5 protein-coding genes are annotated in these 7,673 nt (G+C 48.9%); 4 read left to right on the forward strand and 1 reads right to left on the reverse strand.

Translation table 11 applies throughout. The features are described 5' to 3' along the window. The first annotated feature begins 780 nt into the window (after positions 1-780). The 4 genes from AC5OW4_RS13305 (at position 781) to AC5OW4_RS13320 (ending at position 5,462) form a co-directional block, all read left to right on the forward strand. The gene (locus tag AC5OW4_RS13305) at positions 781-1,602 is read left to right on the forward strand and encodes a Cof-type HAD-IIB family hydrolase (RefSeq protein WP_195397774.1); all 822 of its coding nucleotides are present in this window, start codon (positions 781-783) and stop codon (positions 1,600-1,602) included. Between the two features lie 51 nt (positions 1,603-1,653). Further along, entirely contained in the window at positions 1,654-2,166 is a 513-nt protein-coding gene (locus tag AC5OW4_RS13310) for a nitroreductase family protein (protein WP_195397775.1), read from the forward strand. Between the two features lie 201 nt (positions 2,167-2,367). Beyond that, on the forward strand, positions 2,368-4,635 hold the full coding sequence (locus AC5OW4_RS13315; RefSeq protein WP_493677077.1) for a hypothetical protein: 2,268 nt from the start codon (positions 2,368-2,370) through the stop codon (positions 4,633-4,635). A 170-nt stretch (positions 4,636-4,805) separates the two neighbouring features. Next, complete coding sequence (locus AC5OW4_RS13320) at positions 4,806-5,462, forward strand: Crp/Fnr family transcriptional regulator (protein ID WP_072685554.1); 657 nt, start codon at positions 4,806-4,808, stop codon at positions 5,460-5,462. 87 nt (positions 5,463-5,549) lie between these two features. On the opposite strand, the gene AC5OW4_RS13325 is transcribed toward AC5OW4_RS13320, so the two are convergent. After that, positions 5,550-7,604 carry an FAD-binding protein gene (locus tag AC5OW4_RS13325; RefSeq protein WP_493677078.1) on the reverse strand — a complete coding sequence of 685 codons (2,055 nt, stop codon included), beginning with the start codon at positions 7,602-7,604 and terminating at the stop codon, positions 5,550-5,552. Positions 7,605-7,673: the final 69 nt, after the last annotated feature.

Raw genomic sequence — 7,673 nt, forward strand, 5'->3', positions numbered from 1 at the left:
TTTAAACAAGCTTATGAATTTGAATAGGAAGAATGGCATTTTCTTTTACGAACTAGATTGTTCCAAAAAGTGCCAAGCCATTTCTTCTCTATGAGCTTCTCAACTTAGGTTGGCCCACAAAAGAAAAGAAGCTAAGAATATTATATCCTAACTTCTGATACCCTTGATGAGATACTAAGATTAACTGAACATCACTTGCATGATTTCTTCTCAATTTCAATATTTTATACTCATCTAATCTAATTCTATTTCGAGTAGGATACTTTATTCCTACTTCTATAATACGAAAAAGTGCCGCAAACTCCACCAAAAGTAACCGGCACTTATCTGTCCACCACTTCTCAAATAAGAGATAGTGTCTGACGGGTATCGCTTTCTCAAGCGTCCCTACACTTATAGTATATGCCATTCTTGAGTTATTTCAAGAACTTTTTATATCATTGGCGATGTTACAATTTCTTTCATGAAATGTCTGTCAAATAAACTTAAGATAAAAGTCCGATATCTATTCCAAAGTGAGTTTAACGAAGAAAAAATATGAATTTAACTTTTAAACACGCTCTGGGTAAAAAAGGAAATGTTGATCAACAAGAAAAAGAAATTCATGCAATCTGAATGTGGATTAGCGCTTAATACTTTGCTTAATCGCTGGTCATCCAATCTTCGTTTATCTTTCGTTGTTTCTTCAATTAAGCCTGTCCCTTTTGATGATTCAAAAAGGACGCTATTCGAACTCATTGAAAATACGGTATAATGAGGATAAATTTCAGGAGGAAATCCATGGTACATTTAGCGAGAGGTTCAGTCCGGATGATCTGTCTGGACTTAGATGGCACACTGTTTACGCCCCGCAAAGAGATCAGTGAGCGCAGCCGGAAAGCCATTAAGGGATGTCTGGATTCGGGGATGGAAGTCGTGCTGGTGACCGGGCGACCCTATTTGTTCGCAAAAGGGGTGGCGGCGTCAATCGATCCGCGCGTAGATGCGATCGGTTATGTCGGCAATTACCGCAGCATTCAAGGCGTGGCGCAGGGAACCCCGATTTCACAGGAAACGGCCTTGGAGATTCTGCGGCTGCTTCAGCGTGAGCATGTGTGGATGCAGGCGAAAACGTTTCATCATGTCTATGGGAATTCGCTGAATTTAATTCGTCCCGATTATCAGAAGGTTACGCGGCATAATCCGCCTGGGGAACAAATTGTAGTCTGTTCCTGGACGCAGCCGCTGCGGCAGATCCAGAGGTCGAAAGAGCCGGTATATAAAATCATCGCGCTGGGCGGATTTAAGATTAAAAAGCTTAACCGTCTGCTTGCGCCGATCCCGGATATTAAAGTTTACAGTTACGCGAAAACCAATTTGGAGATTACTTCAAATCAAAATGATAAAGGCACGGCGATCCGGGCGGCAGCGGCTCAGCTGGGAATTCCGTTGGAACAGGTGCTCGGTGTCGGTGACAGTCTGAATGATATTGAAATGTTTAATGTCTGCGGCATCAAAGCGGCAATGGGCAACGCGTCTTCCGCGTTGAAAGCCCAGGCGGATCTGATCGCGGACACCAACGCTCAGGAAGGTGTTGCCAAGCTGTTGGAATCGTTGCTTTAAGATTGGTTTTCCTGACGGAATAATAAAAAAGGAAAAAAGGGAGGAATGAGGATGAAGTTTTCACAATTAGCGGCCCAGCGGTATTCCGTCCGCCGTTTCGACAGCCGGCCGGTTGAGCAGGCCGTCTTAGATCAAATTTTGGAAACAGGCCGGTTAGCGCCAACCGCGAAAAACCTGCAGCCGCAGCGGATTTACGTCGTCCGCAGCGAAGTCCTGTTAGCGAAGCTCAGAGCGATCACGGCAATGACCTTTGACGCACCGCAGGTACTGATCATTTGCGCGGATCAGAGCGAAGCCTGGGTTAATCCGTTCAACGGCCGCAGTTCAGCGGAAATGGACGCGTCAATCGTTGCCGCACACATGATGCTGCAGATGCAGGAGCTGGGAATTGGCAGCACCTGGGTTTGTTGGTTCGACACGGAAAAGGTAAAGCAGACGCTGGCCCTGCCGGAAAGCGTTGAGCCGTATTGCCTGCTTCCCTTTGGCTATCCCGGCGCCGACTGCCGGCCATCCCGCCAACATGAGCAGCGCAAGCCGCTGGATCAGACAGTGCGGTATCTCTGACGGATTGTGTCCGCTTGCTTTCATTTTCGCCGCATTCATTTTGTTAGAAGACATTCAAAGCATTTCTTTGGATGTTTTTTTATCTTTGGGATAAAAGTTGATCTTTTTTATGGGTCTATTGTTGTAAACCTGGCGTCATGCTATAATACAATCAAGAAAAGCAATGGATAGGATTTATAAAATTGAAGTGGGAGAATATGTATGAAATTCAGAGAATTACGAAGGTTTGTCTTTGGCTTTTGTTTGCTTGCCGGCTTCATGAGCTTGACTGGTTGTCACGCCGATCCGGCGAAAGGTTCGAATGAAAAATGGCTGAGTCAGGTGGATACGCAGGCGGTCATCGTCGGGGAAAATTATTACATGCCGGACTTTGATCAGAACCAGATTATGATCTGGAATTTTTCAGATCAGTCGCTGAGGCAATGGGATTTCTTTGAAGACGCTCAGATGCCGTCAGGGAAGATCCGGCGGATCACTTCGCCAGACGCCCGCCGGCTGGCCATTTGGACACAAAACGAAGAAGAGACTGCCGGCAGTTATGGGAAAAATCCAATGACCGTAAATCTCTGGAATCTGAAAGAGATGCGGTTGGAAAAAAAGATCATTGCGACTGAATCAGGACAGATGCAGGGGCAGGATCTATATTGGACTCAGGAGAATCAGCTGTGGCATCAGTCTGTGGATGAGGATTCGGCGGAAATGATCACCGATCTCAGCGCGGAAGTACAAGACGCGGACAGGATGTCGGTAGAAGCTATTCTTGAACATACCGTAATTGTCTCTGCGGATTATTCTATTGAGAAGTCTACGCGGACTTACTTTAAAATTGACCGGGGAGATAAAACATCAAGTTCCTTTGTAGTGGAGCCGGGAGAGTGGGGTGAATATTATTCCGTCGCCTATTTGATCGGTGCGGATGAAGAAAAACTCTATTTTCAAATCTACGGATCAATGAAAAACTATTACTTCTCAACGGATCATGATGGCAAAAACGCGGAGCTGATCCAGAGTACAAATGAAGGAACGCTCCTCCGCCCCCGTCCGGCGTTATCGCAGAAGGGGTTTTACACGATCGTCACCAATCGTGAAATCGGTAATTTTGATGAACCGCGGCAATGCCAGATCATCCGTCAGAATGGTTATGATAGGGAAAGTGTCGCTGCGCTGAAATGTCTGGAAGAACTACGCTGCACGCCAGTGGGCGGTTGGTTAAAAATTCAGGGATATTCCGGCGACGGCGTAAATCATGTTTTTCTTGTCCAGCCGCAAACCGGTAAAATGTTCACCGTCGTTGAGGCTAAAAACGAATACTATCAAAGTCGGGAAGACGCGGCGATGGAGGGGATCGGCCAGCCGGTTACGTTTGCCAGCGAAGTGCGGGAGGCCCGGGGCTCATCCAAGGATCCCGGCGCATCGTTAACTTGTCTTGGATATGCTTTGGAAGTGGATGGGAAAGCGATCATGATCAGCGCCAATGGAAAACAGCTCCAGCAGCTGAATCCGGAAACAGGTTTGATTGAAGACCGCTATGTTTTATCGCGGTCACGTTATCCGGAAGGAAGAATCGTCCAGCTGCAGCACAACGGCGGACGGTTGTTTATGGATATATCCTGGCGGAAAGAAGAATTCCTGACATCAACAACGCTGGTTTTGAATTCCGCCACCTTTGAAGTGACGGCGGAACTGAACGATGTCAGCAACTATACCGTAAATCAGGATCAGATGATTCTCGTGCAAAGGTCCGACTGGAGCGCACCGGAAGAATACGGACGGCTCAATCTGGTTACGCAAAAGAAAGAAAAATTGTTTGACAGCACGCTGTTGAATCCGGAGGGATATTATAGCTTTTACGTAAGCAGTCTGGCTTATGATGAAAAGGAGAATTGCCTGTGGCTGACCGCAGGTTCCCCTAACGAAAGTGATTTGTATCAATATTCTCTTGATGATCAGACACTGCGGCTGCGGGCAAGGCCGGATCAGCTGAATACCTGGAATGAACAAAGCTTTATGCTTTTTCCGATTGCCGACTCTCAATTTGTACTGGGATTGTGGCAGGCTGAGGATATGGTTGGCGATAATTTTGATATCTATGAATTTGATGGAAGTCATGCGGAGTTGATCGCGAAGGATCTGCCGTTAGGAGGAGATTTTGTTTTAACGGAAAACGGCGCGTTCACCGCGGAATATTCGCAATGGGATTGGAGCCAGCCGTTTCAGGATATGAATTCAGCGACATATCGGGAATATTCGACAATCTATTACCGCAGCGGCGAGGAAAAGGAAGAACTATTGCAGCTGGACAGCTCCTCCATTCAGATGGCTTATCTTCCTGCTTCGCGGAAACTTTGGTTACGGGCGCAGGAAGAGTCGATAAAATATCCGCAGGAATCGTGGATTACCTATCTTTTTGATTTGGATTCCGGGGAATTGCGGAAAGTGAACGAGGAAAGCTTTAATATTTATGAGTAGGCAGAAAAGAATGAGATACATTCTTCGAAGTTTTGAGTTAAAAGAATAAAAAATCAGGGATCGTGCGTGCTGGCTCATCTTGGAAAGCGGAAGCTTTCGCAAGGAAAATATTTTCAGCTCAGCTAAAATACGCTATAATCTTTACCAGAGAGCGAAAAGAGGTGATCGCGATGCTTAGTTTTGAAAAGGTGTTGGAAGCCATTCCCGAGCGGGTGCGGATGCGGCTGGTTCCGGTCACCTTTGAACCGGGCGAGACAATCATCGAAAAAGGCGCGCCGGTGACCTGCGGCTACATCTTTACCGAAGGGGTACTCGACGTCCAGAGCATAAACACGCGCGGGATCGCCTACACCTATGTCACCAATTATGAAGCCCGCTTTGTCGGTCTGATGGAAATTTATTCTGATCATCACCGTTACTGCTGTTCGTTGAAAGTCGATGAGCGCTGCCGCGGCTACCGCATCACCAGGGAAGATTTGTTCATCCTGCTGTCCGATTGCAGCCCGTTTAAAGAATATCTGATCTGTTACTGGGCGAATCAATTTTATGATTCAGCGATCAATGAATCCCGCTATCCGACCAATTCGATGAACATTAAGCTGATCGACTATCTGCTGCGGCTGTGCGACGCGCTGAAACCCAGCGGCGACGTGATCCGGATCAAGATCAAGCGGGAAGAACTGGCGGCCTTTATGGGCTGTTCCCGCCGGACGGTTTACCGGCTTCTGAGCCAGTTCAAGAACGAAGGTCTGATCGGTAAGGAAGGCAACACGCTGACGATCACGCTTGAACAGCGGAAAAAGTTACAAAAGAAACGCGAAGAATAAGAAAAACCTTCCTGCAGGGGAATTTGAATGAGAAGATTGGATCTCAGACAATCAAAGCGGGAAGGTTTTAATTTATTCTGTTACTACTTATTTTTCAATAAGCGAGGCGGCTGCGTGAATGCCGGCCAGACGTCCGGAGGTAAAGGCAAAGCCCTGATCGACGCCGCCATAAGTGACGTAAGGCTTCTTTTCAGAATACAGTACGCCGGATGCATCCAGCCCGGCCGCGTATAAGCCGCTCATCACGGAACCATCCGTCTTCAGAACCTCAAGGTTTGTGTTAACGTCCAGCGCCGCGCAGGTACTGTATGGATAATTGGCCATTTTGATTGCATAGAAGGGTCCTTCCCCCGCTAACGGATCCAGGTTTTCGGCATTCTTGCCAAATTCCTCATCGACGCCGGCGGCACAGGCGGCATTGTATTTTTCCACGGTCTGTTTCAAGGTTTCAGGCTCCATCCCCAACTGAACTGCCAAATCTTCCACGGTGTCCGCTTTGTAGGCAAAGCCGGCGGTGACCGCTGCCTCCATGACTTCATGAGCGTTTGGAATCGGCGTACCATCCGGAGCCCAGCCGTTAGCGCCCAGATTGACGGTTGTCATATAGGCCGGAGCCGTGCGCAAACCACGTTTCTCAACGGCGCTGATCTGCGTGTCGCTGTAAAGCGAATAGAAGTTCGGGCCAGAAACCCAGGCGTTGAAGCCAAGCTGCTTTTCATTGGTGAAGCGCTCACCCTGCATGTTGACGGCCAGGGAATCCGGCGCGACGCCCAGATAATGCGGCAGATCGCCTTCTGTCCATTTTGTCGGCTTCATCGTCTGCATACACAGTTTGTCTTCCAAGGTGTGATATTCAAAATTGCTCAGAAAGCCAGCCGCACCGATGATGTGCACAGCCGGGCACATTCCGATATTGTAGGTCGCAGCGCCTTCCGCAATCGAGGATTCGATCATCTTACCGTCGTTTTGCTTCATGCCGACCATATCCCAGCTGCCGGAAAGCGGATAAACCGTGTTCGATAAATATTTCTGGGTCATCGCGGAATTGGATAAGAAGCCTCCGGTTCCCAGAATGACTTTCCTGGCGTGAATCAGAATTTCCTGACCGTTGGCGGTATTGCGCGCTTTCACGCCGGTAACCTGGCCGTTTTCCACAATCAGATCATAAGCTTCCGTTTCCAACATGATTTTGCCGCCCATTTTCGTGAATTCCGCCATACAGTTGTCATAGAACTGAATGTTGTGCTGCCGTCTGACGGTCATGCCGTCCTTGCTTGGCGCATAAGAGAACAATACGATATTGGAATCGCCTTCGGTTAACCCTGTCTGCGGTTTTTCCAGTTCCAGCCCGTAATCTTCAACTAACCAGTCGATTGTGTCGCCGGAATGATCGAGCAGTAATTCGATCATTTCCGGCTTTGCATCGCCTTCGACATACGTCAGCCAGTCCGTTAACAGCGCGTCGCGGTCAGTGAAGTCCTTTCCGTCATTGTACTTGTCCGCCAGACCCGGCGGATTCACCGCGAAGACGCCTGAGCACAAAGAGGAAGCTCCGCCATATCGGCCAGCCTTGTCAATGGCCAGTACGCTGACGTTCTCAGGATTTTCCGCTGCCATGGTTTCCGCAGCGCTCAAGGCGGCGGTAGTGCCGGCTGCCCCCAGTCCGACAACCAGAATATCCGTCGTTAATTCCTCCGCCGCCGGCGCTTCATCCGGAATGGTTTCAAAGGCGGAAATGGCCGCAGCGTCGGTGCCGGCCGCTTCCAAAGCCTGAACGATGGCCTTTTTCGCGGCGCTTTTAATCGCGTTGCTGGAAACCGTCGCGCCGCAGATTGCTTCGACGGCAACGGATTGATGTTCAACCATTCGCTGCGGAAGCAGATTGGCCGCGCTTTGGAAAATCCCGACCGTGTCCGCGGAATCCGGATTGACCTGGACTGCAAGCAGCTGTGTTTCATCCACGGTAACGCTGACCTCGATATCCCAGGCGGAACGGAAACCCGGAGCCGAGGCCGTATAGGTTCCAGCTTTCATCTTGACGTCGGGTTTTGCCGTTTCGACTCCGTTTAACGTATTCCACGCCTGACGGGCTGCGCTGAGGACGGCTTCGCTGGTAAGGGTCGCACCGCTGACGGCTTCCACGTCAATGGATTGACTCTCTTTGCCACATTGTCAAGTGATGAATTCAAGAAAACGGCAGCCGCAAAGAAA

The sequence above is a fragment of the Holdemania sp. genome (assembly GCF_986127675.1).

Excerpts from the sequence above, each read along its gene's own strand:
- AC5OW4_RS13305 (WP_195397774.1), top strand. The coding sequence starts at position 781 with ATGGTACATTTAGCGAGAGGTTCAGTCCGGATGATCTGTCTGGACTTA.
- AC5OW4_RS13310 (WP_195397775.1), top strand. The coding sequence starts at position 1,654 with ATGAAGTTTTCACAATTAGCGGCCCAGCGGTATTCCGTCCGCCGTTTC.
- AC5OW4_RS13315 (WP_493677077.1), top strand. The coding sequence starts at position 2,368 with ATGAAATTCAGAGAATTACGAAGGTTTGTCTTTGGCTTTTGTTTGCTT.
- AC5OW4_RS13320 (WP_072685554.1), top strand. The coding sequence starts at position 4,806 with ATGCTTAGTTTTGAAAAGGTGTTGGAAGCCATTCCCGAGCGGGTGCGG.